Raw genomic sequence first — 26,057 nt, forward strand, 5'->3', positions numbered from 1 at the left:
GCCCCGTCTCGGGCGGGAATCCCTTGCCACAAGCGGGATTCCGGGCAGATAGGTCATGATCGTGCGAAATCGCACAGATTTCGTAACAAAATGAAAGAGATAGTCGTAAAGAGTCAATGTTAGACTGCCGCCCATGTTACGGATCTCCGCTCTCGTTAAGCGCTGGCAACGGCTGGCCAAGCTCGGCGCATGCACCGCATGTGCCGTGGTGCTGGCCGCCTGTGCCACGCCCCCTGAAGGCGACAACGCAAGCAACGACAACGCTGGCGCCGTGCCCACGCGCGCGGCAAAGAACGGCAAGGCCGGCAAGACCGATCGCACCGACGCAGACAACAAGTCCGCGCGCGCCTCGGGCAGCGGCAGCTGGAACCTGTTCGGCTATGACGCGGACGAAGGCCGCAGCGGCAGCTCGCTGGACGGCCTGCGCGCCGACATCGGCACGTTCGAGCAGCGCGGCGTTTCGTCCTGGTACGGCAAGGGCTTCCACGGCCGCAAGACCGCCAACGGCGAACGCTTCGACATGCGCGCCATGACCGCCGCCCATCCGACGCTGCCGCTCGACAGCTGGGTGCTGGTGCGCAACCTGCGCAACAACAAGGTTGCAGTGCTGCGCATCAATGACCGCGGGCCATACCACGGCAACCGCGTGCTGGACGTGTCCTACGGCGCCGCGCGCCGCCTGGGCTTCGTCGAACGCGGCGCCACCAACGTCGAAATCCGCCGCCTGACGCGCACCGAAGTGGCCGCGCTGGGTCCGCAGATCGATGCCGGCGGCACCGAGGCCGGCGACGGCAGCGGCGACGACGACGTATCCGTGCCGGAACTGGCCAACTCGCTGGCGCCCGCCAAGGCGCGCAAGTCGACCAAGGCCGGCGGCAAGACCGTCAAGCGCACACGGCGCTGACCAGGGCAGCGCCGCCGCATGCCGCCGCGCGCTGACACCTCTGCTTTACCTTCCTCCTCCCGATCCCGGGATCACGCGCGCACCGCGTCAGTCCTCTGCCTGCCCCGCGCGCTGCGCCAGCGCCAGCTGGTAGAGCGCATCGGTGCCGGCGCCGGTGATGGCGGCCGCCAGCTTGGCGGCGCGCTTGGCCGGCAGTTCCGCCAGCAGCAGCGCCAGCACGCGCTGGGCCTCGGCATCCGGCAAGCCATCCGCGGCAGTTGCGGCGCCAGCGCCTTCCACCACCAGCACGAATTCCCCCTTGGCCCGGTTCGGGTCGGCGGCCAGCCAGGCCGGCGCCTGCGCCACGGGCAGCACAGCGATGTCCTCGAACAGCTTGGTCAGTTCACGCCCGACCAGCAGCCGGCGCTCGCCTGGCAGGCCCGCGGCCAGCGCTGCCAGCGTGTCGGCAATGCGGTGCGGCGCCTCGTAGCAGACCCAGGCGTGGTCCAGCGCCGCCAGCCGGGCGATGGCCTCGGTGCGCGCCTTGGGCTTGCTGGGCAGGAAGCCGACAAAGGTGAAGCGGCCTTCGCCGGCATCGAGCATGTCGCCCGCCACCGACAGCGCGGCCACCGCGGCACTGGGGCCGGGCAGTGGCACCACCGGATGGCCGGCGGCGCGCACCGCCTCGACCAGGCGCGCACCCGGGTCGGAGATGCCCGGCGTGCCGGCGTCGGAGACGTAGGCGATGCGCTCGCCGGCCGCCAGGCGCGCCGCGATGCGGCCCGCGGCCTCGCGCTCGTTGTGCTCGTGCACGGCCACCAGCGGCCGCTGCAGGCCCACGCGCGACAGCAGCTGGCCGGTATTGCGGGTGTCTTCGCAGGCCACGGCGTCGGCCAGGCCGAGCACATGCAGCGCGCGCAGCGACAGGTCGGCGACGTTGCCGATGGGCGTGGCCACGACATAAAGGGTGCCGGCCGGATAGGACTGGCTGGCCGCCAGGGAGATCCAGTCACTCATGCTTGAGAACTTCCGTTGATGCCATCATTCAAATCCACCACGCAGTTGCAAAACACACAGCTACGCGGTGCGCAGGCGGAGGACCGGGCCCTGGCACACCTGCGGCGCCAGGGCCTGGAGCCCGTGGTGCGCAATTATCGCTGCAAAGGCGGCGAGATCGATCTGGTCATGCGCGCGCCGGACGGCACGCTGGTGTTCGTTGAGGTGCGCCAGCGCAGCGGCCGGGGCTTCGGCGGCGCGGCCGCCAGCGTCACGCCGGCCAAGCAGCGGCGCGTGCTGCTGGCAGCAGCGCACTACCTGGCCACGCTGGCGCAGGTGCCGCCGTGCCGCTTCGACGTGGTGGCCCTGGAACCCGGCCGGCTGGACTGGCTGCAGCATGCCTTTGACCAGGATGCCGCCGGGGCTGGTTCATAATGCGCGGCAGACCCTAAGGTACGATCCGCGGATCGCAATGGCAACAACAAGGCCCCAGAGCCATGAGTATCGACAGTATCCAGCAACAGTTTCTAGACAGCGCCGAGACCAAGCGACAGGCCGCGGCGGTGATGGCCCCCTATATCGACGCCGCCGTGGAACGCATGGTCGGCGCGCTGACCAGCGGCAACAAGATCCTGGCCTGCGGCAACGGCGGCTCCGCAGCCGATGCGCAGCACTTTGCCGCCGAACTGGTCGGGCGCTTCGAGCGCGAGCGCCCCGGCCTGGCCGCGATCGCGCTGACCACCGACAGCTCGATCCTGACCGCGATCGGCAACGACTATGACTTCAGCAAGGTGTTTTCCAAGCAGGTCGAGGCGCTGGGCCAGCCCGGCGACATCCTGCTGGCGCTTTCCACCTCGGGCAATTCTGCCAACGTGATCGCCGCCATCGAAGCCGCGCGCCAGCGCGAGATGGCCGTGGTTGCGCTGACCGGCAAGGGTGGCGGCACCATCGCTGGCCTGCTCGATGAATTCGATATCCACCTGTGCGTGCCGAGCGAGCGCACCGCGCGCATCCAGGAAGTGCACCTGCTGACCCTGCATTGCCTGTGCGACGGCATCGACGAGGCACTGCTCGGGGAAGCCTGATGCTGCCTTCCTCCCATTCCCAACATCCAGCCACAGCAAGGACCGCATGACGAACCTGCCCACTACGCAAGCCCCCCGGAACGGCGCCGGCGCGCGCCATCCTTCCCGCACCGCCGGCCTTGGCCGCGCCAGCCTGGCCGCGGCGGCCGTGCTGGTCTGCGCCACCCAGCTCGCCGGCTGCTTCCCCGTGATCGCCGGCGCCATGGGGACCGGCGTGGCCATGGCCACCGACCGCCGCCCGGCCGCCACCCAGACCGTGGACCGCGGCCTGCAGCTCGAGGCCGAGAACACCATCAACTCGCGCTACCGCGGCCAGGCCCGCGTCAACGTGACCGTGTTCAACCGCAAGGTGCTGCTGACCGGCGAAGCCAGCAACGACACCGTCAAGCAGCAGGTCGAGCAGTATGTGCGTGGCCTGCAGAATGCGCGCGTGGTGATCAATGAGCTCGAGGTCGTCAACTCGCCGGGCTTCATGACCCAGAGCCAGGACGCCTACCTGACCAGCAAGGTCAAGACCCTGCTGATGACCGCCGACGGCGTGCCGTCCAACTCGATCAAGGTCACCACCGAGAAGAGCGTGGTCTACCTGCTGGGCGTGGTCACCGCCGCCGAGGGCGACCGCGCCACCGACGTGGCGCGCAATGCCTCGGGCGTGACCAAGGTGGTCAAGGCCTTCGACTACGTCAACGACACCGAGCGCGCGCGCCTGGACTCGGCTTCCACCTCGCAGAACCCGTCGTTCGACGGCAATGTCGGCACGCCGGCGCCGGTGCAGTCGGTGCCGGGCGTGGGCGGTCCGATCGATGCGCCGGCCGGGGCCGCCACGGGCACCACCGCGACCACCAGCCCGGTCGCCGCACCGGTGACTTCGCCGGTGACGCTGCCGCCGGGCCGCAACCTGCCCTGAGCACGCGCCCGGCCCAGCTTCCCGGGCCGGTTCCGACGGCGTCCGCTCATGCGGACGCCGTTTGTCCTTCTGCGGTTTTCACCGCACACGGTCCCCGCCCGATGTGCTACGGTAGCCACGCCGGCCGCCCCCAAGCGGAACCCAGCGCCGGCCCTACACGGAGCGAGACCATGACAATCTTCCCCCGGCCCGCTGTGTTGCTGCGGCTGGCGCTGCTGGCCGCGGCGCTGTGCGGCGCCCAGCCGGCGCTGTCGGCAGACAGCGCCGCCCCTGCCACCGATGCCGCGCTGCGTGCGCGCAGCCAGGCCGCCGCCTGCACCAGCTGCCACGGCCCCGCCGGGCGCGCGCCGGCGGGCAGCACGATCCCGCCGCTGGCCGGCCGCCCGCAGGCGGAACTGGCCGCGCAGATGCAGGCCTTCAAGGCCGGCACGCGGCCGGCCACGGTGATGCACCAGATTGCCAAGGGTTACAGCGACGACCAGATCGCGGCCATCACGGCGTGGTTCGCCGCGGTGCGCTGACAGCGGGGGACTACCATGCAAAGACGAAGCTTCCTGGGCGCCGCGGGCGCCGCAGTACTGGGTTCGGTCGGGGTCGGGTCGGCACGCGCCGCGGCGCCGGCCAGGGTGGTGGTGGTGGGTGGTGGCTACGGCGGCGCCACCGCCGCGCGCTACCTGCGCGAGTGGAGCGGCCAGGCGATCGAGGTCACGCTGGTCGAACCCAATCCGGCCTTTATCTCCTGCCCGCTGTCGAACCTGGTGCTCGGCGGCAGCCGGCAGCTGGCGGACCTGACCTTGCCGTACGACGCGCTGGTGCGCCGCCACGGCGTGCGGCTGGTGCGCGATACCGCCGTGGCCATCGACCCGGCCAAACGGACCGTGCGCCTCGCGGGCGGCGCCACGCTGCCCTACGACCGCCTGCTGCTGTCGCCCGGCGTCGAAATGATGAGCGATGCGCTGCCCGGGCTGAAGCAGCCCGGCGGCGACCAGGTCCTGCACGCCTGGAAGGCGGGCCCGCAGACCGTTGCGCTGCGCCGCCAGCTGGAGGCCATGCCGGACGGCGGCACCTATGCCATCAGCGTCCCGCTGGCGCCCTACCGCTGCCCGCCGGGACCCTACGAGCGCGCCTGCCAGGTGGCGTACTACTTCAGGCAGCACAAGCCGCGCAGCAAGGTGCTGATCCTGGACGCCAACCCCGACATCACCTCCAAGGCCGGGCTGTTCCGCAAGGTGTGGGCGTCGCAGTACCCGGGCATGGTGGAATACCGGCCGCAGTTCAACGCGGTGGATGTGGACCCCGCCACGCGCACGCTCAAGTTCGAGGTGCAGGACGACGAGCGTGCCGACGTGCTCAACGTGCTGCCACCCCAGCGCGCCGGTGCGATCGCGGTGTCGGCGGGGCTGGCCACGGCCAATGGCAAGTGGTGCGAGGTGGACTTCGTCACCTTCGAGTCGCGCGCCGCGGCCAATATCCACGTGATCGGCGATGCCATCCAGATCGCGCCGCTGATGCCCAAGTCGGGCCATATGGCCAACCAGCATGGCAAGGTCGCGGCCGCGGCCATGGTCGCGCTGCTGTCGGGCCGGGCACCCGACCCGCAGCCGCTCTACAACAACACCTGCTACAGCTTCACCTCCGACCGCGAGGCGGTGCACGTGGCCAGCGTGCATCGCTATGACGCGGCGCAGAAGACCATGGTCACGGTGCCGGGATCGGGCGGGCTGTCGGAGGCGCCGAACCAGCTCGAAGGCGACTACGCACTGGCATGGGCCAAGGGCATTTGGGCGGAGATGCTGGGGTAGGTGCAGGGCGGGCCATGCCCCGAAGGCCGGGGGCTGCTACCCTACGGGTTTTGTCCGGCACTGTGCCGGGCCGCGCCCCCAGCCCCCTCATGCAAGCCAGAGACCGTCTACTCGCCCTCGCCATCGTCTGCGTCTGGGGCGTCAACTTCGTCGTCATCAAGGTTGGCCTGGCGGACATGCCGCCGATGCTGCTGGGTGCGCTGCGCTTCCTGCTGGTGGCGTTCCCGGCGATCTTCTTCGTGCCGCGCCCGCGCGTGCCGTGGCGGCTGCTGCTGGCCTACGGCGTCACCATCAGCCTGGGCCAGTTCGCCTTCCTGTTCTACGCCATGGCGGTCGGCATGCCGGCCGGCCTGGCCTCGCTGGTGCTGCAGTCGCAGGCCTTCTTCACGCTGGCCATTGCGGCGCTGTGGCTGGGCGAGCCGGTGCGCTGGCACAACATCGCGGGCATGGCGGTGGCGGCGGGCGGGCTGGCCCTGATCGGGGCCGGTGCCGGCAGCGCCGGCGGCATGAGCGTGGCGGGCTTCGTGCTGACGCTGTGCGCGGCGTTCTGCTGGGCCAGCGGCAATATCGTCAGCAAGAAGATCGGCCCGGTCGACCTGCTGGGGCTGGTGATCTGGGGCGCGCTGATCCCGATCGTGCCGTTCGCCTTGCTGTCGCTGTGGGTCGAGGGCCCGGCGCGCATCGTGCAGAGCGTCACCCATGTGTCGGGCATGGCCGTGTTCGCCGTGGCCTACCTGGCCTTTGCGGCGACGGTGTTCGGCTACACCATGTGGGGCCGGCTGCTGACGCGCTACCCGGCCAGCCAGGTGGCGCCGCTGACGCTGCTGGTGCCGGTGGTGGGGCTGGTGTCGGCGCATGTGCTGCTGGGCGAGGACCTGTCCGGCGCGCAGTGGGCGGGCGCGGCAGTGGTAATGGCCGGGCTGCTGCTCAATGTGTTCGGCCAGCGCCTGTGGGCGGGCAGGGCGCTGGCGCGCCGCTGATCCTCCCGCCGCACTTATGCTGTGCTGCATCAGTGGGTAAACACTATATGCGCATTCACGCATATACGAATATATTGGATGCCATGGAAGAGCTGGATCGCGTATTCGAAAAGGTATCGGGCTACTTCAGCCTGTTGGCGGAGCCGACGCGGCTGAAGATCCTGCACGCCTTGTGCGATGGCGAGAAGCCGGTCAGCACGGTGGTCGAGACGGTGGGTTCGTCGCAGACCAATGTGTCGCGGCATCTCAACGCGATGTACCGCTCGGGCGTGCTGTCGCGCCGCAAGGAGGCGAACCTGGTGTTCTACGCCATTGCGGACGAAAGCGTGATCGAGCTGTGCCGCACGGTCTGCGTGCAGGTGGCGAGCCGGCTGGAGGACAGCGCCTTGCCCTCCGGCGTGGTCGACCGCTTCATGGCACAGCCGGCACCCGAAGCCCCGGCGCGCAGGCGGCGCACCGCAGGCTAGCTCAGCTCTTCCGGTAAACGGATCGCTGCCGCACCCGCTGCAGCGGCCCGATAACAGGCACGCCGACCGGTCCAAGGGCCGTGGCGAGCGCGCCGGAGGAGACCGATTTGCAGGAACGGAACCGGCCCGGGCGCATCGTGCCCGCGCCCGAGCACTTCGTCAGCGCATCGCTGCAGCAGGACATCGGCCGGCACGGCCTGGACGCGCCGCGGCGCGACTTCCTGCGCAAGAGCTTCCTGGGCGCGGCCGCGGGGATTGCCGCCGCCACGGCGGGCCGCCAGGCACTGGCAGCCGACGGCGATCCCGCCATCCTGCAGCCGCAGCCGTGGGCCACCTCGCTCGGCCAGCCGGTGGCTGCACGCCCGTACGGGCAGCCCTCCGTGCATGAGAAAAACCTGGTGCGGCGCGAGTCGCCGGGCCTGACGCGCGTCTCCGCCGCTTCGGTGGCCTTCGCGCCGCTGCAGGGCTTCTTCGGCATCATCACCCCCAACGGCCTGCATTTCGAGCGCCACCACCAGGGCTGGCACGATATCGACCCGGCCCGCCACCGCCTGATGCTCAACGGCCTGGTGCGCACGCCGCGCGTCTACACCATGGACGACCTGATGCGCCTGCCGGCGGTGTCGCGCATGCATTTCATCGAATGCGGCGCCAATACCGGCATGGAATGGGGCAACGTGGCCGTGCCCACTGTGCAGTACACCCACGGCATGCTGTCGTGCTGCGAGTTCACCGGCGTGCCGCTGCGGGTGCTGCTGGACGATGCCGGCGCCGACCTGCGCCGCGGCCGCTACCTGCTGGCCGAAGGCGGCGATGGCTCGTCGATGACGCGCACCATCCCGATGGAGCTGGCCGACGAGATCATCGTCGCCTGGGGCATGAACGGCGAGATGCTGCGCCCCGAGAACGGCTATCCGCTGCGGCTGGTGGTGCCGGGCGTGCAGGGGGTGTCGTGGGTCAAGTGGCTGCGCCGGCTGGAGCTGGGCGACCAGCCCTGGAATGCGAAGGACGAGACCATCCACTACGTGGACATGATGCCGGACGGCAAGCTGCGCCAGTACACCTCGATCCAGGAGTGCAAGTCGGTCATCACCACGCCTTCGGGCGGGCAGCAGATGGTGGGCAAGGGCTTCTACAACATCAGCGGGCTGGCGTGGTCGGGGCGCGGGCGCATCAGGCGTGTCGATGTCTCGACCGACGGCGGGCGCAACTGGCGCAGTGCGCGGCTGGAGGCGCCGGTGCTGTCCAAGTGCCTGACGCGCTTCAACCTGGACTGGGTCTGGGACGGCGGCCCCGCCATCCTGCAAAGCCGCGCCATCGACGACACCGGCTATGTGCAGCCGAAGCTGGGGCAGCTGCGCGCGGTGCGCGGCACGCGCTCGATCTACCACAACAACGCTATCCAGAGCTGGCAGGTGGCGGCAGGCGGCGAGGTGTCCAATGTCCATGTGGGCTGAACTCAGGACCGCCGCCGCCCTGGTGCTGGCAGCCGTCAGCGCCGCCCCGGCGTGGGCGGGCACGGCCGACGCGCGTGCGGCACTTGGCCGCACCGCCACGCCCGCCGAAGTCGCCGCGTGGGACATCGACGTGCGCCCGGACTTCCAGGGCCTGCCCAGGGGCAGCGGCACGGTGGCGCAGGGGCAGAAGGTCTGGGACGGCAAGTGCGCGTCGTGCCACGGCGACTTCGGCGAATCCAACGAGGTGTTCACGCCGCTGGTCGGCGGCACCACCGCCGAAGACATCAGGCGCGGCCGCGTGGCCGGCATGACCGGCAACCAGCCGTACCGCACCACGCTGATGAAGGTCAGCACCGTCAGCACGCTGTGGGACTACATCCACCGCGCCATGCCGTGGAACGCGCCCAAGAGCCTGAGCGTGGGCGACGTCTACGCGGTCACCGCATATATGCTGCACCTGGGCGAGGTCGTCCCGGCCGACTTCACGCTGTCCGACGCCAATATCGCCGAGATCCAGCGGCGCATGCCCAACCGCGACGGCATGACCACCGGCCACGGCCTGTGGCCGGGGCGCGGCCGCCCGGACACGCGCAATACGGCCTGCATGAAGGATTGCGCCGGCAAGGTGGCGATTACCTCGTCGATACCGGACTATGCCCGCGATGCCCATGGCGAACTGGCGCAGCAGCAGCGGAGCTTCGGCCCGGTGCGCGGCGTGGCCGCGGGCAATACCGTATCTAAAAGTGCTGCATCAGCTCCTTCGGAGCCGGCCGCGCCGGGCGCGCGGCTCACCAGCCAGTACCAGTGCATGGCCTGCCATGCGATGGACCGCAAGCTGGTTGGGCCGTCCTTTGCCGACATCGCCGGCAAGTACAAGGGCCAGGACGCGCATGGCGCGCTGGCGCGCAAGGTCAAGGCAGGCGGGCAGGGCGCATGGGGCAGCGTGCCGATGCCGGCGCAGCCGCAGATCCCGGATTCCGACGTGCAGGCCATGGTGGGCTGGATTCTTGAGGCAAAATAGCGGACTGGCCACCGCAGTGCCCCCGGGCGGCGGCCAGTGTGTGCCGCGAAGCCATTGCAGTACGGCCCAGCGGCCTTTGCCGTCCCCACGGCTTTACAGAGCTTGGAGAGCTTAACAATGAAGCAGTTTGTCATCGCAGCGCTGATGCTCGGCGCCGCCGCATCGGCCCACGCGGTCGATGCCGCCAAGGCACAGGAGATCGCCAACAAGAACGCCTGCATGGGTTGCCACCAGGTCGACAAGAAGCTGGTCGGACCTTCCTACAAGGAAGTGGCCGCCAAGTACAAGGGCGACAAGAACGCCCTGGCGACGCTGACCAAGAAGGTCAAGAGCGGTGGCTCGGGCGTCTGGGGCCCGGTGCCGATGCCCGCGAATGCGGCGCTCAACGACGCCGACCTGAAGACCGTGGTCGAGTGGGTGCTGGCTGGCGCCCCCGCCAAGTAAGCCTTACCGACCAGGCGGGCAGTCCGCCGATGCACCAGGCCGGGCGGTGAATGCCGCGCGGCCAGGACAGACCAGCGGCCGGCCATGTACCGGCCGCATGAAGCAGATCCCCGAAGCGGTCATCGACCGACTGGAACGGAGTAGCCGGAGAGCAGAAACATGAATTCCAAACGACGAGAAGTGCTGCGGGTCACCGCTGTCCTGTCGCTGATGGCCGCCACCGGCCTGATCAGCGAGGCGCAGGCGGCCGAGTGGAACAAGAACGCCTTTGACGGCAAGAGCGTTGCCGACGTGATCAAGGCGCTCGGCGGCAGCGGCACCGAGAAAAGCACCGCCATCACCTTCACCGCCCCCGACATCGCCGAGAACGGCGCCGTGGTGCCGGTGGCCGTGACCAGCACCATCCCGGATACCGAGCAGATCGCGATCCTGGTGGAAAAGAACCCCAACACGCTGGCCGCCGACTTCATCATCCCGGCCGGCACCGAGCCGTTCGTCTCCACGCGCGTGAAGATGGGCCAGACCTCGGTCGTGCATGCCGCGGTCAAGGCCGGCGGCAAGTGGTACGTGGCATCGAAGGAAATCAAGGTCACGCTGGGCGGCTGCGGCGGCTGACGCCGCGCCCCGGATCGAGATTCCCAAACTGCAACAGGAGAAACACATGGCAGACCCGATGCGCGTACGCGCCACCGAAAACGGCGGCGTGGTTGACGTCAAGATTCTGATGAAGCACGACATGGAAACCGGCCAGCGCAAGGACGCATCCGGCAAGGCCGTGCCGGCCTGGCATATCCAGACCGTGACCGCCCAGTGCAAGGGCAAGGAAGTGTTCCGCGCCCAGTTCGGCCCGGCGGTGTCGAAGGACCCGTTCCTGAACTTCAAGTTCAAGGGCGGCGCCAAGGGCGACAAGGTCGCAGTGACCTGGATCGACAACAAGGGCGACAAGCGCACCGACGAAGCGACCATCGCCTGACAGCCGTTCCGCGGCCGGCAGGCCATGCCGTCCTCTGCTAAGGTTCGGGACGGATGCCGGGACTGGCCCGGCGGGAAGGAACAACATGCGGCGAGCATTTATTCGAGCATCGGCGGCACTGGCCGCCATCGGCCTGTCGGCAAAAGCCGTGGCCCAGGCCGCGCCGGCTGCGGGCAAGGGCGGGCGCATCAAGGTGGTGTACCAGCTGTCGGAAGGCATCGACCAGGCGGTGCGCGCGATGGGCAACCTGCGCAACCACCTGAACGGCGCGCCGGGAACGAAGATCGTGGTGGTGGCGTTCGGCTACGGCATCGATTTCCTGGTCGAAGGCGCCAAGGATGCGCGCGGCAACACCTTTGACGGCCCGGTGGGCGCGCTGGCCTCGGCCGGGGTGGAGTTCCGCGTGTGCCGCAACACGCTGACCGCACGCAAGATTGCGGAATCGAGCCTGTTGATGGAAGCCAAAGTGGTACCGGCCGGCGTGGTCGAGATTGCGCGCCTGCAGGCCGAAGAAGGCTACGCCTATATCAAGCCCTGAGCCGGGCGGCGTAGCTTCCGGCAACAAGAGAGAGAACGGCCCGCCACGGTGCGAGGCCGCGAGGAGAAGCCCCATGAACACCATCCGAAGCCTGGCCCGGCGCGCCGCGCTGGCCGCGGCGGCCACCGCTGCGGTGGCCTCAGCTGCCGCCGTGCATGCGCAGGGCAGCACCGCCGACGAAATCGCCAAGTACCGCCAGATGCTGGCCGAAGGCAATCCCGCCGAATTGTGGGAAGCCGCAGGCGAAGAACTGTGGAAGAAGCCGGCCGGCCCGAAGAACGCCTCGCTGGAACAATGCGACCTGGGCAAGGGCCCGGGCGTGACCAAGGGCGCCTACGCCGAGCTGCCGCGCTACTTCAAGGACGCCGGCAAGGTGATGGACCTGGAGCAGCGGCTCGCCTACTGCCGCATGACGCTGCAGGGGCTGACCAGGGAAGAGGCAACGAAGAACCCGTTCTCGTCGTCGGGCAAGCCGTCCGAGATCGAGCGCCTGGTGGCCTACCTGACCGGCGAGTCGCGCGGCGTGAAGATGAACGTGCAGCTCGGCCATCCCGAAGAAAAGCGCACCTATGCGCTGGGCGAGAAGATGTTCTTCTACCGCGGCGGCGCCTATGACTTTGCCTGCGCCACCTGCCATGCGGTGGACGGCCAGCGCATCCGCCTGCAGGACCTGCCCAACCTGCTGACCGACAAGGGCGCGCAGGCGGCCTACACCACCTGGCCCGCCTACCGCGTCTCGCAGGGCGAGGTCCGCACCATGCAGCACCGCCTGTACGACTGCCTGCGCCAGCAGCGCTTTCCCGAACCCGCCTATGGCTCGGACGTGATCACCGCGCTGACCATGTTCCTGGCGAAGAACGCCAACGGCGGGACCTACGACGGTCCGGCGATGAAGCGCTGACCAGTACGGGAGAGACAACATGCAACGACAACACCAGGCACTGGCCATCGCGGCCCTGGCCACCCTGCTGGCAAGCGGCGCCCACGCGCAGGACAGCGCCAAGGCCCGCGCGCCCAAGGGCAAGCCCGCCGCCGTCAGCGGTGCCGATATGAAGCACCTGATCGAGGACTCGTTCTCGTCGCGCGGGCCGGTCACGGTCGAGGGTGTGCTCAACCAGGACGGCATGCAGCAGGCCTGCAGCCAGTACCCGGACCGCACCAAGGTGCCGGCAAAGCTTGCCAAGAAGATCGAAGCGGCCGAGCTCAAGCAGGTGAAATACCCCGCCGAAGACAAATGGCTGGGCGACTGGAAGGAAGGCGAAAAGGTCGCCCAGAACGGCCGCGGCATGCAGTTCACCGACCAGGTCGGCGGCACCAACGGCGGCAATTGCTACGCCTGCCACCAGATGACCAAGGCCGAGATCTCGTTCGGCAATATCGGCCCGTCGCTGTACCAGTACGGCAAGCTGCGCGGCAACTCGCAGGAAGTCATCAAGTACACCTGGGGCAAGATCTGGGACTCCAGCGCCTACGCCGCCTGCTCCAACATGCCGCGCTTTGGCCACAAGGGCATCCTGACCGAGGCCCAGATCCGCGACGTGATGGCGCTGCTGCTCGACCCGGCCTCGCCGGTCAACCAGTAAGGCCGATGCGCGCGCCTGCCGTGCTGCTGCGCTGGCTGCTGGCCTTCAGCCTGACCGGCGCCGCAGCTGGCGCGGCAGCGCTGGAGGTCGGCGACACCGTGCGCCTGCCCGACGTGCGCACGCTCGACGGACGCACGCTCAGCGCTGGCGCGCTGGCCGGCAAGCCGCTGGTGGTCGAATACTGGGCCTCGTGGTGCCCGTTCTGCGCGATGCAGAACCCGCGCCTGCAGAAGCTTTACGAACGCACGCGCGGCACGCCGCTGCAGGTGCTGACCATCAGCATCGACAAGGATCCGCGCGAGGCTGCCGACTACATGAAGAAGCGCGGCTACACCTTCCCGGCGACGATGGATTCGCCCGAGCTGCAGGCCGTGTTCGGCAAGCGCAAGGGACTGCCGGAGCTGTACGTGATCGACGCGCGCGGCCGCGTGGCGCAGAAGGAAGTGGGCGAAATGCTTGAAGACGACGTGGCGGCGCTGGAGCGGTACGCGCGGCCATAGTTTTGCGATGGCGGACGCCCGCGCCAGGGCCGACCGCCAGCGCCAATTCCAGGAAGAGACATGAACCGACGCGAGTTCCTGCAGGTGCTGGCCATTGCCGGCGCCGGCGGCATGACGTTCCCCCATCAAGACGCGCACGCCGCGCAGGCCGCCGAGGCCATGTACGACCTGCCGCGCTTCGGCAACGTCCACCTGCTGCATTTCACCGACTGCCATGCGCAGCTGCGGCCGGTGTATTTCCGTGAGCCCAACGTCAACCTGGGCATCGGCGACTATGCCGGCAAGCCGCCGCACCTGGTCGGCGACGCGCTGCTGCGCCAGTACGGCGTCCGCCCCGGCACGCCGCAGGCGCATGCGTTCACCTACCTGGATTTCAATGAGGCCGCGCGCCGCTATGGCAAGGTCGGCGGGTTTGCGCACCTGGCCACGCTGGTGAAACGGCTGAAGGCGGACCGGCCGGGCGCCTTGCTGCTCGATGGCGGTGATACCTGGCAGGGCTCGGCCACCGCGCTATGGACCAAGGGCCAGGACATGGTCGACGCCGCGCTGGCGCTGGGCGTGGACGTGATGACACCGCACTGGGAGATGACCCTGGGCGCGGACCGCGTCAAGGAGATCGTCGACAAGGACTTCAAGGGCAAGGTCGCCTTCCTGGCGCAGAACATCAAGACCAACGATTTCGGCGATCCGGTGTTCGATCCGTACGTGATCCGCGAGATCAACGGCGTGCCGGTGGCCATCATCGGCCAGGCGTTCCCGTACACGCCCATCGCCAACCCGCGCTACTTCGTGCCGGACTGGACCTTCGGCATCCAGGAAGAGAACCTGCAGCAGGTCATCGACGCAGCGCGCGGCAAGGGCGCGCAGGCGGTGGTGCTGCTGTCCCACAACGGCATGGATGTGGACTTGAAGCTGGCCTCGCGCGTGCGCGGGCTCGATGCCATCCTGGGCGGCCATACCCATGACGGCATGCCCGCGCCGGTGCCGGTGAAGAATGCCGGCGGCACCACGCTGGTGACCAATGCCGGCTCCAACGGCAAGTTCCTCGGCGTGCTGGACTTTGATGTGAAGGGCGGCAAGGTCGCGGACTTTCGCTACCGGCTGCTGCCGGTGTTCGCCAACTACCTGCCGGCCGACCCCGCCATGGACGCGCTGATCAGGAAGGTACGCGCGCCCTATGAGCAAAAACTGGGCGAAGTGCTGGCCGTCAACCGCGGCCTGCTGTACCGCCGCGGCAATTTCAATGGCACCTTCGACCAGCTGATCCTGGACGGCCTGATGCAGGCCCAGGGCGCGCAGATCGCGTTCTCGCCGGGCTTCCGCTGGGGCACCACGCTGCTGCCGGGCGAGGCCATCACCATGGAACACCTGATGGACCAGACCGCCATCACCTACCCGTACACCACGATGACGCAGATGAGCGGCGAGACCATCAAGACCATCCTGGAAGACGTGGCCGACAACCTGTTCAACCCCGACCCGTACTACCAGCAGGGCGGCGACATGGTGCGCGTGGGCGGGCTGCAGTACACCATCGATCCGACCGCCGGCATGGGCAAGCGCATCAGCGACATGCGCCTGGCCGGCAAGCCGCTGGAAGCCGGCAAGACCTACAAGGTGGCGGGCTGGGCCCCGGTGGCCGAAGAGGCGCGCCAGGCCGGCGGCGCGCCGATCTGGGACGTGATGGCGCAGTGGCTGCGCAGCACCAGGGAAGTCAGCGCCCGCCCGCTGAACCTGCCGCGCGTGCGCGGCATGGACGGCAATCCGGGCATGGCCGCCTGATGTTGTGCGGCCCCGTCACGCGCCGCGCAGAGGATTGAAGGGCGCTGCGGTATTACGCTACAATCAACCGCCACGGGCCGATAGCTCAGCTGGGAGAGCGCTGCGTTCGCAATGCAGAGGTCGGGAGTTCGATCCTCCTTCGGTCCACCAGATATCCCGCGCAAAAGCCCCGGAAAGCCAACGCTTTCCGGGGCTTTTGTGTTTCTGCCGCCCGCGCTGTCCGTCATCTCGCGCTGGCAGCCGCCATACGCTATCGTTGACTCCTCGGCACAGGCGTACGCGCCTTTGCCGCCGCCAACCTACGCCCGCCGGGGCCTTGTTCGATCCCATGCAAGCCAACAGGAAATCGAGCCACCCGCTGGCGATGTCCCTGCGCTGGCAATCCTGAATCTCAAGAGACATCCATGAGCCACATCCTGCTGATCAACCCGAATACGTCGAGTGCCACCACGCAGATGATGGTCGAGATCGCGCGCGCCTGGTTCGCGCAGGCCATGGCCGCGCCGCCGGCCGTGGTCGGCGCGACGGTCTCGCGCGGGGCGCCGATGATCATCGATGAAGACGACCTTGCCGTCGCCGCCGAGGCTATGTGTGATGCAGACATGCTGCGCCTGGCCGGCGGTGCCGACGGCGTGATCATCGGCGCCTTCGGCGACCCCGGCATCGAGGCCCTGCGCGCGCAGCTGTCAGTGCCGGTGGTGGGTATCGGCGAAGCCTCGATGCACGCGGCCGCGGCCGGGCGGCGGCGCTTCGGCATCGCCACCACCACGCCGCGGCTGGCGGCGTCGATCAGCGCCAGCGTGCGCCGGCAGGGGTTGGACGAGCTGTTCACGGGCACGCGCTTCACCGAGGGCGATCCGCGCGCGCTGGGCGGCGCGCCGCAGCAGCAGGAAGACCTGCTGGCGGGCGCAGTCGATACCTGCATCCGAGCCGACGGCGCGCAAGCCGTGATCATCGGCGGCGGCCCGCTGGGCGAGGCCGCCCGTGCGCTGGGCCAGCGCTTTCCGATTCCCGTCATCGGCCCGGTGCCGGCGGCGTGCGCGGCCATGTCGCGGGCGCTGCGCTATTGCCCGGCGGCGTAAGCCGGCCCATGGGGACAACAAGGAGCGCGAGTGATTTGCCCGGCCGTGTGGGTCGCGCCAGCGTGCAGGCGCGGGTAGGCTAGGCCACCCGGGTCGGCCGGCGGGCCTTCATCGCCGAGGGCCGTACCTGTTGCAGCGCGCGCAGCGACTGCAGCGCGTCCTCGACCGCCTCGATGCTGTCGCGCAGGCGGCCGATGGCATAGCCAAGGCGGCTTTGCGCATCGGCGTCAGGGGTGGAAAGGTTCTCTAATGCATCGACTTCCGCCTGCATCTGTCCGACCAGGCGGCGCAGCTGGGATGTGCTGTGCGAGGCAAGTGACCGAATCGCCATCGTTGGGTCCTCCTTGCAGTGTCCGGGTGTTTCCGTCCTGTGTAACGGTAAAGGCGACACCAGAACTTCGCCAGCGCTGTTACGAAATCGGCACGGCAGCGCCGCCGTGGCCCGGTCCGCCTATCGCGGATGTTGGGCTATAGTCACCCGATGGAATCGGAACACAACCCTCTGCGGCCGGCATCCGCCGGCCTTCCGGACGACGCCACCGCCGCCAGCCCGGCCGAGGCCGACGCGCGCCACCGGGCTGGCCGGCGCAGCACGCTGGTCAGCGTGGCCGTCAATATCGGCCTGACCGCCGCGCAGGCGGTGGCCGGTGTCATCTCTGGCTCGCAGGCGCTGATCGCCGACGCCGCGCATTCCCTCTCGGACCTGCTGTCCGACTTCGTGGTGCTGCTGGCCGCCTGGCAGAGCCGCAAGGATCCGGACGCCCACCACCAGTACGGCCACCTGCGCTTCGAGACCGCGGCGTCGCTGGCACTCGGCGTGCTGCTGCTGGCGGTGGGGGCAGGCATGCTGTGGGCGGCGGTGGACAAATTGCAGCACCCGGCCAGCCTGCAGCCGGTGCAGCCAGTGGCCTTGTGGGTGGCGCTGGTCGCGCTGGTGTCCAAGGAACTGCTGTTCCGCTACATGCTCGCGGTGGCGCGGCGCGTGCGCTCGGGCATGCTGGTGGCCAATGCCTGGCATGCGCGCTCGGATGCGGCCTCGTCGCTGGTGGTGGCGCTGGGTATTGGCGGCAACCTGCTGGGCTACCACATGCTCGACCCGGTGGCGGCCATCGTGGTCGGGCTGATGGTGGCGCGCATGGGCCTGCGTTTCGGCTGGGATGCGCTTAACGACCTGATGGACCGCGCGGCCGACGAGGAAACCGTCGCGGCGATCCGCGCGACCATGCTGGGCACGCCCGGCGTGCTGGGCCTGCACGACCTGCGCACCCGCAAGATGGGCGACCAGGTGCTGGTTGACGTGCACCTGGAGATCGATGCCGCGCTGACGGTGGCGCAGGGGCATGCGATCGCGGTCGAAGCCCGGCGCCGCACCCTGGAGAACCATCACGTGCTCAACGTGATGACGCACGTCGATCCCGTATCCGTATACATGAGCAGCCAGGCCAGCGCTGCCTGAGCCCGGCCTGTGGACATCTTTGCCGGTTGCTGGGGATAACCGGCCGGACAAGCTGTGCCCCGCCTGGGGGCGCCTTGTGGGACGTATACGGATAACTCAGACGCCCGCACTGCCGACGTATACGTGACTGCCGCGCTATCCCGGCGAATCAGGGTTATCCCGCAGTGGTTATCTTTGCTGCAAGTCCCTGAGCCAAAAGGGGAAAGGTGACTTATCCACGGCCTGATGCCTGGTTTACCTACTACTACTATGTTTACATATGTAAACAATATTAAAGACATAGACAGGACCGTTGCGCTGTTCGCATTGGCCTGACGTTTACGCGGGCCATGGCGCTGGTACGCCGGCGTATACCTGGCGCGCCGGGTATACGTCCACGCAACGCTAGCGCGGCACCTTGAACACCTTGCGTGCAGCCAGTACCTCGGCACGGGTCGTGCAGCCTTCCTGGTGGTCATTGACCAGCCCCATCGCCTGCATCAGCGCGTACATGGTGGTGGGACCGACAAAGCGCCAGCCGCGCTTCTTCAGGTCCTTTGACAGCGCCGTGGATTCCGGCGAGGTCGCCATGGTTCGCAGCACCTCGGGTGTCAGCACTTTGGGCCGGCTGGCCGGATCGGGCTCGAAGCGCCAGAAGTAGGCGGCCAGCGATGATTCCGTCTCCAGCAGTTCGCGGGCCCGCTGCGCATTGTTGATGGCCGCCTCGATTTTGCCGCGGTGGCGCACGATGCCGGCGTCGCCGAGCAGGCGCGCAATATCGCGCTCGCCGAAGCGCGCCACCTTTTCGATGTCGAAATTGGCAAATGCCTTGCGGAAGGCCTCGCGCTTGCGCAGGATGGTCAGCCAGCTCAGGCCGGACTGGAAGCCTTCCAGGCACAGCTTCTCGAACAGCCGGCGGTCGTCGGCGACCGGAAAGCCCCACTCGGTGTCGTGGTAGTGGCAATAGTCCTCCAGCGTGCCGCACCAGCCGCAGCGCACCGCTGCTTCCTTCTTGCTTGTCATGGGTACATGTTCCCTGTTGAAAGTCCCGCACGCCGGCCAGGCTCTCGCCGACCGGCGCATTTGCTGCGATCATGCCCGCACCTGAGAGATTGCGGAAGGCTGAAAATGGACATGCGATTGACAACCCTGGACGAAGACGGATGGGAGCTCGACGACGCCGAGCCCATCGCCGCCGCCCATCCCGAGACCTTCTGGATGCCGCCGCGCGAGGAGCGTGATGCACTCGCACCCGGCCAGCTGGTCAAGCTGATCTTCCGCATCCTGGTCGCGGACGAGACGGGCAGCGAAGAGGTTCACGTGGAGCGGATGTGGGTGATCGTTACCGGGCGCGAGGGCAGCCTTTATACCGGCGAGCTCGATAACCAGCCGTATTGCACCGAGGAGATGAACCCGGGCATGCCGCTGTGCTTCGAGGCTCGGCATGTGATCAATATCCACCGGGACGAGCACGAGGCGAGCTAGGTTGGGTTGTCCGCGCGCACTGTTTGGTTCGGCGCCAACCCAATAAGGCCAGGCCAGGCTCAGAAGCTGACCGCCAGCCCCAGCGAGACGCCCGACACGTTGTTGCCGAACACATAGCGCAGCACCGCCCGGATCCGCGTGACAAAGACCTCGTGCGCGCTGGTGTCCAGTTCCAGCCCGGTGCCGAGCGTGGTCAGGTAGTTGAAGCCGAGGATGCCGGCCTGGCTGCCAAGATAATGCGAATGTGATAGCTCAAGCACGTATCGTACCGGCCGGTCGAACGCATGCATCCCGGTCGGGGCCCGCCAGCGCGCCCACAGGTTGGCGGTCTGCGCCGTGGCCGTGCCCGTGACCGCGCTGGACGTGCCGCCGAAGCTCTGCAGGTGGATATTGGTGTAGCGCAGTTCCACGTCGATCTCGTAGTTCTCGCGGTAGTGCTCCCAGTCCAGCATCACCGACCCGCCCAGCCCGTAGGCATTCAGGCTGCCGCCGTCGAGGAAGTTGAGCTGGCGGTCGGTGACCTGCTCGACCGCGAACTTGCCGATTGACAGGTCGCTGGAGACATTGCCCAGCGAGGCGTTGAAGATCGGCCGGAACACCAGTTCCTTGTTGGCCGTCAGCGGAAAGTCCCAGCCCACGCCGATGGTGCCGGAAAAGGTGTTCCAGCGGGTCGGGATGGCGCGGGATTCGGCGCCATTGGTGGCAATGAAGGTGGGATCGTAGCGGCTGTAGGCAATGGCGCCTTCCAGGTAGAGCGGGAACGACTTGCTGATGGTGAAGCCGCCGCCCAGCTGCGACATGACGATGCCGGGATCGTCGGTGCTGGTGTTGTTGATCGACAGCGAGCTGGAGGTAAGGTCCGGCACCACCGAGTACGCCATCAGCGACAGCACCGCGTTGGCGTGCCGCTGCACATTGGCCCCGGCCAGGCGCAGTCCGGGCGCGCTCTGGGCATGTGCCGCGCCGGCGGCCAGCAGCGCCGCCGCGCCCATGGCGGCCAGGGCCGCCCGCCAAAGGGGCCGCGAGCGGCGGCTAGGCGCGGGGTGGAACCGGCGGTGTCGCTGGCGTGCGGACATGGACAATCTCTGTGCAGTCAGTGCCGCAGCGCGCTGCCGTGCGGCAATCTCCCGCGCATTCTAGCGGCGCAGGATTGTGAGGGAGCGTCGCGCGAAATCTTTCAGATCGGACTGCTGCCGCCTTAAATCGGCGCGGCGCCGGTCATGCGGCCGGATGGCGCCGGGTCGACGGTCCGGAGGGCGGGGAGGGCGGCGTAGCCGGCATGGCCGGATGGGTGGGCGCCGGCCGGCGGCGCGTGAGCCACAGCAGCAGCGCACTGGCGGCCCAGCCGGTCACGAACACGGTGTCGCCGGCATGGTTCAGCCAGGTTGCCGCAGCGGGCGTGCCGGCCAGCGATGCCAGCAAGCCGGCCGGCAGGCGCGCCAGGATCCACAGGGCGACGGCGGGCACGCTGCCGTAGACGCCCGGTTGCCACCAGTGGGCCAGGAAGGGAGGGTGCCGCCCGGGGCGGCGCGGGATGCGCGGTACCACCGAAGTCTCCGGCCACGCATGGCGCGCGGGGCGTGCCGGTGGCATCAAGGCGTTGCAGGAGCCCCGCCGGACGACACCGCCGGGGGCTCACGGTTGCATCATAGGCCGATCGCCCCTGGCTGCGTTGCCGGTGACCGAGGCGCTGTGTGCGCCACGCCACGCTGGGCCCGGCCGTTCAACTTTTTTGCACGACGTGTCCGCAAATGGCGCCCGTGCCTAGCGCGGATCTTTGCCAAACTGGTTGCAGGTACACAAACAGTTTGAAGGTGGTCCTGCCATGCTTCCCTCGCTCTACATCTCCCACGGTTCCCCGATGCTCGCCATCGATCCCGGCCCCACCGGCGCCGCCTTCGATGCGCTGGGCGGGCAACTGCGCACCCGGCGCCCGCGCGCGGTGCTGGTGATCTCGGCGCACTGGATCTACAGCACGCTGGCTGTCTCCAGCCGCGAGCGCCAGGAAGCCTGGCACGATTTCGGCGGCTTCCCGCGCGAGCTGTACGCACTGCGCTACGACGCCCCGGGTTCGCCGGCGCTGGCCGGGCGGGTCAAGGCCCTGGTCGAGGCGGCAGCGGTCCCCGGTGCCGGGTTTGTCGGCCAGGACGACGAACGCCCGCTGGACCACGGTGCCTGGATGCCGATGCGCCACTTCTTCCCGGATGCCGACGTGCCGGTGGTGCAGCTGGCGCTGAACCCCTACCTGTCGCCCGCAACGCAGATCGAGATCGGCCGCGCGCTGGCCCCGCTGCGCGACGAGGGCGTGCTGGTGCTGGCCTCCGGCAGCTTCACGCACAACCTGCAGGAAGTGTTTGGCGGCGGCCGGCGCGACCAGCATGGGCCGCAGGCCGAGCCGTATGTGGAAGCCTTCCGCGGCTGGATGGCGGAAGCCCTCGACGAGGCCCTGGCCAGCGGCGATACCAGCCGCATTGCCGACTACCGCGCCCAGGCGCCGTATGCGCGCCGCGCGCACCCGACCGACGAGCACCTGCTGCCGTTCTTCGTGGCGCTGGGCGCGGCCTTGGGGCCGCAGGCTGCCAGTGGCGCAGGGCCGGCGCCGGCCAGCGTATCGCGGGTTGCCGATGAGGTGACCTATGGCGTGCTCGCCATGGACAGCTTCGTGTTCGAGGGCCTGGGCGCCGGCGCGCGCCGGCAGGTAGCGCCGTGCCGAGCGCGCGCCCGCAAGCGCGATCCAGCCCATGGTCAGCGCCACCAGCGCCAGCCCGATGCGCAGGTTGGACAGGTGCGCGACCCCGCCGATCAGCACCGGCCCCAGCAGCAGCCCCAGGTAGGCAAAGCGCGCCACGCGCGAAATTGCTTCGGCCGGCGCCACGCCCGGCAGCCGCGACGCGGCAACGAAGAAGATCGGCACCATATTGGCCGCGCCCAGCCCCATCAGCGTAAAGCCCGCCAGCGCGGCTAGCGGCAGCGGCACCAGCAGCGCCAGCGCAATGCCGCCAAAGCCCAGCCAGGCACTGCCAGTCAGCGTGGCGCCGTCGCCCAGGCGCGCGCGCAGGCGGTCGCCGCCGAAGCGTCCGCACGCCATCCCGCCCGAGAACGCAGCGTAGCCCAGGCCGATCCAGCCATCGGGCGCCTGCGCCACGTCGCGCATATAGACGCTGGTCCAGTCGTACATCGCGCCTTCGCCGACCAGGCCCAGGAACGCCAGCAGGCCCAGCAGCCACAGCGCGCGCACCGCGTGGTCGCGGTGGTGGGCCGCCGATGGCAGCACCGGATGGTCCGACAGCAGCCCGGGCAGCGTACCCAGCGCCACCGCCGCGGTCACGCCTGCCATCATCGCCGCATGTGCCAGCGGCGCCACGTCCAGCGACAGCATCAGGCCGCCCGCGCCCGCACCGGCCATGCCGCCCAGGCTGAACATGCCGTGCAGCGCCGACATCACCGGCCGCGTGCGGCTGGACTCGACCGTGGCGGCCTGTGCGTTCATGGCGACATCGAAGGCCGCATTGGCCATGCCGAACGCCACCAGCGCGGGCAGCAGCAGCCAGAACGACGGCATCGCCAGGATCGCCACCGTGGCCAGCGCAAACAGCAGCCCGCCCGTCATCGACGCCCGTGCGCTGCCCGCGCGCGCCACCCAGCGCCCGACCGGGCCCATCGCCAGGATGGCGCCGCCGGCCACGGCCAGCATCGCCAGCGACAGCATCGCGTCGGACAGGCCGAAGCGTGCCTTGATGGTGGGAATATGCACGCCCCACGTGGCAAAGGTGGCGCCATTGACGAAGAACAGCGCCATGGTGCCGCGCGTGGCGCGCGACACCGCGGCCGGCAAGGGCGCGGAAGCCGTCGGGGAGTGCGGATCAGGCATGGGAGGGTGCGGCAGGCGGGGCAGCGGTGGCCCTGCAAAAGCCGTCATTGTCCCGCATCGGCGTGAGGCGGGTATGACAACGCCGTGCTACCGGCCGGCGCCATCCACGCGCAGCAGTCCGCGCCGGTGCAGCGCGTAGCCGAAGGCCAGCAGCGCGCCCAGCGCCAGCGCCACCATCACCCACAGCATCAGCCAGTAGCCGCCGGCGGCACGCCACAGCAGCGCGCCCAGCCACGGCGCGGCGGCCTGCATCAGCAACACCGGCGTCATCATCAGGCCGTTGAGCGTGGCGTAGTGATGGCGCGAGATCAGTTCCGGCATGGCCATCGCGCGCAGCATGGTGTTGACGCCGTTGGCGCAGCCGTACAGCACCGCGGCCACCATCAGCCAGGCGCCGTGCCCCAGCGCAAGGCACAGCAGCCCGGCGCCCATCAGCGCATAGACCGGCAGCGACAGCCGCACCGGGTGGCGCACCCCCGCGCGCATCATCAGCATGCGGCCCGCTACCTGGGCCGGGCCGATCAGCGCCGCCACTACCAGTTGCTGCGCCACTGGCATGCCCTTCTCCGTCAGCATCGGGATCAGGTGCGCGCCCAGCAGCGAGGCCACCACCGCGGTCGCGGTAAAGGCCAGCACCACCGCCCAGAACACCGGCTGGCGCAGCGTGGCGCAGGCAATGTCGCGGCTGCCGGCCTGGCCGTCGGCGGGGGTCATTCCGGAATAGGTGGGATGCAGCGCGTAGCGCATGCGCGCGTGCAGCGGCGCGCAGACCAGCAGGTTGAGCGCGGCGAAGCCGATCAGCGTCGGGCGCCAGCCCAGATGGATCACCAGCCATTGCGCCAGTGGCACGAAGATCGTGCTGGCAAAGCCGGCCATCAGCGTGACCACCACGATCGGCTTCTGGTACTGGTCGCCATAGGCCTGGCGCAGCACCACGAAGGCGGGCTCGTACAGCGTGGTCGCCATGGCCAGCCCGATCGGCACCCACATCAGCAGGAACACCGGCTGCGACGGCGTCCATGCCCACAGCAGCAGGCCCAGCCCGGCCAGCACCGAGCCCGCGCCCATCACCTTGCGCGCCGGCGCGCGGTCCAGCAGCCGCCCCACCGCGAACGAGCACAGCGCCCATACCAGCAGCCCCAGCGAATAGCCGCCCGCCAGGAAGGGCTTGGACCAGCCCAGGCTGCGGATCATGGGGTCGATGAAAACGGTGAAGGCGAAGAACAGCGTGCCCCAGGAGATGGTCTCGGTCAGGCCGAGGATCCAGACCAGCCGGCGCGGCGGCGTGGCGGGGTGCGCGGGTCCGGTGCGTGCCGGGCTGGCGTCTGAGTCGGTGCTGGCGGCGTCCGCGTCGGAGCTGGCTTCTATTGTTGTCATGGCGGGCCCGGCGGGGGTAGTCGCCATGGACGGCGGCGCGTTGGGCCAGTCGGAAATTGTAGCGATCCCGCGCGCACTGCGCGCACGGGGCACGCGCGTTACTGTGCGGTCACCGGCGCGGGCGGTCCCTTGAGCTCGACCACGTTGCCGTCCGGATCGCTCACATAGAGCGACGGTCCCTTGCCTTCGGCGCCGAAGCGCTGCGCCACCTCGCCGGCGTCCACGCCATGCCGCGCCAGGTGCGCCCGCACCGCGTCGGCATCGAACGGGTCGATGCGCAGGCAGAAATGGTCCAGGTTGCGGCCCTGCGCTCCCGGTCCGGCGCCGCCGGCGCGGCCGAGCGGGCCGTCGAGCGCGACCAGGTCGATCAGCCCGCTGCCCGCGCGCAGCTGCGTCAGGCCCAGCTCGGTTTGCTCGCGCTCAACGCTGCAGCCGAGCACCTCGACATAGAAGCGCCGCAGCGCGTCCACGTCGGCGCTGCGCAACACCAGGTGGTCGATGCCCAGGATGCGGAACATGGCGGCCTCAGTGGTGCAGTCCGTCGTAGTCGATGACCTTCAGGCTGTCCAGGTCGACATTGTCCAGGCAGCGCACATTGACTGCGGCCATCGGCTTGCCGTCCTTGTCCTGCCCGTCCGCATACGGACCGCAGCCGCACACCGGGCAGAAGCGGTGCGCGATCTTCATGGTGTTGAAGCGGTAGGTGGAGGCATTGCTCTCCGGCGTTTCCAGCTTGAACGTCGCGCGCGGCACGAACCACAGCAGGTGGCCACGCCGGCGGCAGATCGAGCAGTTGCAGCGGATCACGCTGGGGATGCCGTCGGCCTCCACTTCGAAGGCAATGGCGCCGCAGTGGCAGCTTCCGTGGAAAGTCATGTCGTCTCCTTGAGGTCGGTCCGGCGTGCCCACTAAATATCTGGAATCAGTCGTTTGCCCAGGCTGACCACTTCATCGGGCGCATAGCCCAGCTTGTCGTAGAAATCGATCACGGCGCGGTTGCCTGCGCGTACCAGCAAGTTGATCTTGGGGCAGCCCCGCTCGATCAGCAACTGCTCGGCATGCGCCATCAGCATGCGCCCGTACCCTTTGGCCTGCAGGTCGGGCTGTACCGCCAGATAGTAGACCCAGCCGCGATGCCCGTCGAACCCCACCATGGCAGTGGCGACGGGTCGGCCGTCGATGTCGCCGACCAGAAACAGTTCAGGCTGCTCGGTCAGCTTGCGCGCGATATCGCGCTGCGGGTCGTTCCACGGACGGGTCAGGCCGCAGGCCTGCCACAAGGCAATGACGCAGGATTGGTCTTCCGGGCGGAAAGGACGGATCAGCATGCTTGTTGGTGCGCCGCAATATGCCGGCACATTGTTAGCTTTTTGACAGTGTAGCGCCGCT

30 protein-coding genes, 1 tRNA gene and 2 pseudogenes are annotated in these 26,057 nt (G+C 68.9%); 23 read left to right on the top strand and 10 right to left on the bottom strand.

The genetic code is table 11. The annotated features are described in order from the left end of the window. Positions 1-133 precede the first annotated feature (133 nt). Positions 134-904 (top strand): septal ring lytic transglycosylase RlpA family protein, encoded by a 771-nt coding sequence (locus tag AC3WRR_RS22235; RefSeq protein ID WP_439668350.1) that lies wholly within the window; start codon positions 134-136, stop codon positions 902-904. 87 nt (positions 905-991) lie between these two features. Here the strand turns inward: AC3WRR_RS22235 and rsmI are convergent, their stop codons facing one another. Beyond that, complete coding sequence (gene rsmI, locus AC3WRR_RS22240; protein ID WP_010812129.1) at positions 992-1,900, bottom strand: 16S rRNA (cytidine(1402)-2'-O)-methyltransferase; 909 nt, start codon at positions 1,898-1,900, stop codon at positions 992-994. A gap of 18 nt (positions 1,901-1,918) precedes the next feature. On the opposite strand from rsmI, the gene AC3WRR_RS22245 reads away from it, so the two are divergent. From AC3WRR_RS22245 to AC3WRR_RS22335, 19 genes are all read left to right on the top strand, one after another. Continuing rightward, the gene (locus AC3WRR_RS22245; protein WP_010812128.1) at positions 1,919-2,314 is read left to right on the top strand and encodes a YraN family protein; all 396 of its coding nucleotides are present in this window, start codon (positions 1,919-1,921) and stop codon (positions 2,312-2,314) included. 62 nt (positions 2,315-2,376) lie between these two features. Next, the gene (locus AC3WRR_RS22250) at positions 2,377-2,964 is read left to right on the top strand and encodes a phosphoheptose isomerase (RefSeq protein ID WP_010812127.1); all 588 of its coding nucleotides are present in this window, start codon (positions 2,377-2,379) and stop codon (positions 2,962-2,964) included. Between the two features lie 46 nt (positions 2,965-3,010). After that, complete coding sequence (locus tag AC3WRR_RS22255; protein WP_010812126.1) at positions 3,011-3,871, top strand: BON domain-containing protein; 861 nt, start codon at positions 3,011-3,013, stop codon at positions 3,869-3,871. Between the two features lie 170 nt (positions 3,872-4,041). Next, on the top strand, positions 4,042-4,392 hold the full coding sequence (locus tag AC3WRR_RS22260; protein ID WP_010812125.1) for a c-type cytochrome: 351 nt from the start codon (positions 4,042-4,044) through the stop codon (positions 4,390-4,392). A 15-nt stretch (positions 4,393-4,407) separates the two neighbouring features. After that, on the top strand, positions 4,408-5,673 hold the full coding sequence (locus AC3WRR_RS22265) for an NAD(P)/FAD-dependent oxidoreductase (protein ID WP_011616200.1): 1,266 nt from the start codon (positions 4,408-4,410) through the stop codon (positions 5,671-5,673). 89 nt (positions 5,674-5,762) lie between these two features. Further along, on the top strand, positions 5,763-6,653 hold the full coding sequence (locus tag AC3WRR_RS22270) for an O-acetylserine/cysteine exporter (protein WP_010812123.1): 891 nt from the start codon (positions 5,763-5,765) through the stop codon (positions 6,651-6,653). Between the two features lie 47 nt (positions 6,654-6,700). Beyond that, entirely contained in the window at positions 6,701-7,120 is a 420-nt protein-coding gene (locus tag AC3WRR_RS22275; protein ID WP_011616199.1) for an ArsR/SmtB family transcription factor, read from the top strand. Between the two features lie 107 nt (positions 7,121-7,227). Beyond that, a complete protein-coding gene (soxC, locus tag AC3WRR_RS22280) occupies positions 7,228-8,577 on the top strand; it encodes a sulfite dehydrogenase (protein WP_011616198.1) in 1,350 nt (449 codons plus the stop codon). Beyond that, on the top strand, positions 8,561-9,598 hold the full coding sequence (locus tag AC3WRR_RS22285) for a c-type cytochrome (RefSeq protein ID WP_011616197.1): 1,038 nt from the start codon (positions 8,561-8,563) through the stop codon (positions 9,596-9,598). The genes soxC and AC3WRR_RS22285 overlap by 17 nt, the downstream gene beginning before the upstream one ends. 117 nt (positions 9,599-9,715) lie before the next feature. After that, positions 9,716-10,042, top strand: coding sequence for a c-type cytochrome (locus AC3WRR_RS22290; RefSeq protein ID WP_010812119.1), 327 nt, complete (start codon positions 9,716-9,718; stop codon positions 10,040-10,042). A gap of 159 nt (positions 10,043-10,201) precedes the next feature. Then, positions 10,202-10,657 (top strand): thiosulfate oxidation carrier protein SoxY, encoded by a 456-nt coding sequence (gene soxY / locus AC3WRR_RS22295; protein ID WP_010812118.1) that lies wholly within the window; start codon positions 10,202-10,204, stop codon positions 10,655-10,657. A gap of 46 nt (positions 10,658-10,703) precedes the next feature. Beyond that, positions 10,704-11,015: a thiosulfate oxidation carrier complex protein SoxZ gene (soxZ, locus tag AC3WRR_RS22300; RefSeq protein ID WP_010812117.1), complete on the top strand. Its 312-nt coding sequence runs from the start codon at positions 10,704-10,706 to the stop codon at positions 11,013-11,015. A gap of 85 nt (positions 11,016-11,100) precedes the next feature. After that, positions 11,101-11,553, top strand: a complete 453-nt coding sequence (locus AC3WRR_RS22305) for a DsrE family protein (protein ID WP_492298171.1) — start codon at positions 11,101-11,103, stop codon at positions 11,551-11,553. Positions 11,554-11,626: 73 nt separating this feature from the next. After that, the gene (soxA, locus tag AC3WRR_RS22310) at positions 11,627-12,454 is read left to right on the top strand and encodes a sulfur oxidation c-type cytochrome SoxA (protein WP_010812115.1); all 828 of its coding nucleotides are present in this window, start codon (positions 11,627-11,629) and stop codon (positions 12,452-12,454) included. Positions 12,455-12,473: 19 nt separating this feature from the next. Then, the gene (gene soxX, locus AC3WRR_RS22315; RefSeq protein WP_010812114.1) at positions 12,474-13,136 is read left to right on the top strand and encodes a sulfur oxidation c-type cytochrome SoxX; all 663 of its coding nucleotides are present in this window, start codon (positions 12,474-12,476) and stop codon (positions 13,134-13,136) included. A gap of 5 nt (positions 13,137-13,141) precedes the next feature. Next, positions 13,142-13,636, top strand: coding sequence for a TlpA disulfide reductase family protein (locus tag AC3WRR_RS22320; RefSeq protein WP_011616195.1), 495 nt, complete (start codon positions 13,142-13,144; stop codon positions 13,634-13,636). A gap of 60 nt (positions 13,637-13,696) precedes the next feature. After that, entirely contained in the window at positions 13,697-15,418 is a 1,722-nt protein-coding gene (soxB, locus tag AC3WRR_RS22325; protein ID WP_492298173.1) for a thiosulfohydrolase SoxB, read from the top strand. Between the two features lie 74 nt (positions 15,419-15,492). Continuing rightward, a tRNA-Ala gene (locus AC3WRR_RS22330) sits at positions 15,493-15,568 on the top strand. Positions 15,569-15,822: 254 nt separating this feature from the next. Beyond that, positions 15,823-16,500: an aspartate/glutamate racemase family protein gene (locus AC3WRR_RS22335; protein WP_492298175.1), complete on the top strand. Its 678-nt coding sequence runs from the start codon at positions 15,823-15,825 to the stop codon at positions 16,498-16,500. A 79-nt stretch (positions 16,501-16,579) separates the two neighbouring features. Here the strand turns inward: AC3WRR_RS22335 and AC3WRR_RS22340 are convergent, their stop codons facing one another. Further along, positions 16,580-16,831, bottom strand: coding sequence for a hypothetical protein (locus AC3WRR_RS22340; protein ID WP_492298177.1), 252 nt, complete (start codon positions 16,829-16,831; stop codon positions 16,580-16,582). Positions 16,832-16,981: 150 nt separating this feature from the next. Between AC3WRR_RS22340 and AC3WRR_RS22345 the strand changes: the two genes are divergently transcribed. Next, a complete protein-coding gene (locus AC3WRR_RS22345) occupies positions 16,982-17,956 on the top strand; it encodes a cation diffusion facilitator family transporter (RefSeq protein ID WP_492298178.1) in 975 nt (324 codons plus the stop codon). Positions 17,957-18,340: 384 nt separating this feature from the next. Here the strand turns inward: AC3WRR_RS22345 and AC3WRR_RS22350 are convergent, their stop codons facing one another. Continuing rightward, the gene (locus tag AC3WRR_RS22350; protein ID WP_010813432.1) at positions 18,341-18,958 is read right to left on the bottom strand and encodes a DNA-3-methyladenine glycosylase I; all 618 of its coding nucleotides are present in this window, start codon (positions 18,956-18,958) and stop codon (positions 18,341-18,343) included. A 105-nt stretch (positions 18,959-19,063) separates the two neighbouring features. Between AC3WRR_RS22350 and AC3WRR_RS22355 the strand changes: the two genes are divergently transcribed. Next, positions 19,064-19,420 carry a hypothetical protein gene (locus AC3WRR_RS22355; protein WP_010813433.1) on the top strand — a complete coding sequence of 119 codons (357 nt, stop codon included), beginning with the start codon at positions 19,064-19,066 and terminating at the stop codon, positions 19,418-19,420. 59 nt (positions 19,421-19,479) lie between these two features. Here AC3WRR_RS22355 and AC3WRR_RS22360 read toward each other — a convergent pair whose 3' ends face one another. Next, entirely contained in the window at positions 19,480-20,496 is a 1,017-nt protein-coding gene (locus tag AC3WRR_RS22360; protein ID WP_371258348.1) for a hypothetical protein, read from the bottom strand. A gap of 142 nt (positions 20,497-20,638) precedes the next feature. Beyond that, entirely contained in the window at positions 20,639-21,013 is a 375-nt protein-coding gene (locus AC3WRR_RS22365) for a hypothetical protein (protein ID WP_011616191.1), read from the bottom strand. A gap of 232 nt (positions 21,014-21,245) precedes the next feature. Here AC3WRR_RS22365 and AC3WRR_RS22370 point away from each other — a divergent pair. Next, a pseudogene (locus AC3WRR_RS22370) lies at positions 21,246-22,124 on the top strand (DODA-type extradiol aromatic ring-opening family dioxygenase); the annotation flags it as partial. On the opposite strand, the pseudogene AC3WRR_RS22375 reads toward AC3WRR_RS22370, so the two are convergent. The 5 genes and pseudogenes from AC3WRR_RS22375 to AC3WRR_RS22395 all read right to left on the bottom strand — a co-directional run. Further along, positions 22,104-23,291: pseudogene (locus tag AC3WRR_RS22375) on the bottom strand (MFS transporter); the annotation flags it as partial. The pseudogenes AC3WRR_RS22370 and AC3WRR_RS22375 sit on opposite strands and share 21 nt — an antisense overlap. Before the next feature lie 87 nt (positions 23,292-23,378). After that, a complete protein-coding gene (locus tag AC3WRR_RS22380; protein WP_454749984.1) occupies positions 23,379-24,668 on the bottom strand; it encodes an MFS transporter in 1,290 nt (429 codons plus the stop codon). A gap of 98 nt (positions 24,669-24,766) precedes the next feature. Beyond that, positions 24,767-25,186 (bottom strand): VOC family protein, encoded by a 420-nt coding sequence (locus AC3WRR_RS22385; protein WP_010813439.1) that lies wholly within the window; start codon positions 25,184-25,186, stop codon positions 24,767-24,769. A 7-nt stretch (positions 25,187-25,193) separates the two neighbouring features. Then, positions 25,194-25,544, bottom strand: coding sequence for a GFA family protein (locus AC3WRR_RS22390; RefSeq protein WP_010813440.1), 351 nt, complete (start codon positions 25,542-25,544; stop codon positions 25,194-25,196). Between the two features lie 32 nt (positions 25,545-25,576). Next, positions 25,577-25,996, bottom strand: a complete 420-nt coding sequence (locus tag AC3WRR_RS22395; RefSeq protein WP_010813441.1) for a GNAT family acetyltransferase — start codon at positions 25,994-25,996, stop codon at positions 25,577-25,579. Positions 25,997-26,057 lie beyond the last annotated feature (61 nt).

The organism is Cupriavidus sp. FW305-3-2-15-C-LB2 (assembly GCF_058787575.1).